General features: G+C 41.0%; 1 protein-coding gene. It reads right to left on the bottom strand.

Annotated elements, in window-relative coordinates; all coding sequences use genetic code 11:
• Positions 1–1,133: tripartite tricarboxylate transporter permease (locus tag AC29Z1_RS17495; protein ID WP_488272722.1), on the bottom strand; the 1,133-nt coding region annotated here is incomplete at its 3' end.
• Between the last annotated feature and the right edge of the window lie 32 nt (positions 1,134–1,165).

Raw genomic sequence — 1,165 nt, 5'->3', positions numbered from 1 at the left:
GAGAATGCAAGTAGAATTGCAGATAAAGGTCGAGTAACAAAAACTGAAAAATCACCCCTGGAGAGAAGAAGTGCTCTTCCGAAGTTTTCTTCCATAGCGGGCCCAAGCACAAAACCAAGCAATAATGGAGCAACTTCACAATCAAGCCATCTAAATATCGCGCCTGCAAGCATAAAAACAATAGCAATATACAGACTGAAAACATTATTGTTAAGAGAATAAATACCAATAACACAGAACATCATAATTGCAGGATAAAGAATTCGATATGGGATCTTCAATAATTTGACCCATAGCCCGATTAACGGAAGGTTTAAAATTACTAGCATTAAATTTCCTATCCACATTGATGCGATCAATCCCCAATACAAAGAAGGATTTGTCGACATTACAAGCGGACCTGGTTGAATATTATGAATAGCCATTGCTCCAACCATAAGAGCCATTACGGCATTGGACGGTATACCTAAGGCTAAAAGCGGTATGAATGAAGTTTGGGAGGCAGCATTATTCGCTGATTCTGGCCCAGCTACACCTTCGATTGCGCCTTTTCCAAATTCAGATGAATATTTTGAAGCCTTTTTTTCTAAAGAATATGAAGCGAATGATGCGAGAGTTGCCCCTCCTCCTGGAAGAATACCTAATGCGCTACCGATAGCTGTTCCTCGCAATATTGGAGCTACCATTCTTTTTAAGTCGGTTCTCGTAGGCCATATCTTACCGATCTTTCGAATTTCCCCTTTAGAATCCACGCTAGGACCAAGGTTAGAAATTATCTCAGCAAAACCAAAAAGCCCCATTGCTACGCAAACAAAATCAATGCCATCATAAAGGCCTGGAAGATTAAAGGTGAATCGCGCTACCCCTGAGTTTACGTCTGCACCAACAAGTCCCAATAAAAGACCAACAATAACCATTGCTATTGCTTTTATTATGGAACCTGACGATAAGACTACCGCACTGACAAGCCCAAGTGTCATCAAAGAAAAATATTCAGTAGGTCCGAATTTTAATGCATATTTCGAAAGCGGCACAGAAAAAGCTGCTAAAATCAAAGTGGCAATACACCCAGCGAACAAAGAACCCACTGCAGCAGCAAACAAAGCGACGCCGGAACGTCCATTTCTGGACATCTGATATCCATCGATAGCAGTTACTACAGAAG

The organism is Sporomusa sp. (assembly GCF_057736855.1).
Note: the sequence above shows the minus strand (reverse complement) of the source record. Positions and strands in the feature narration are given on the sequence as shown.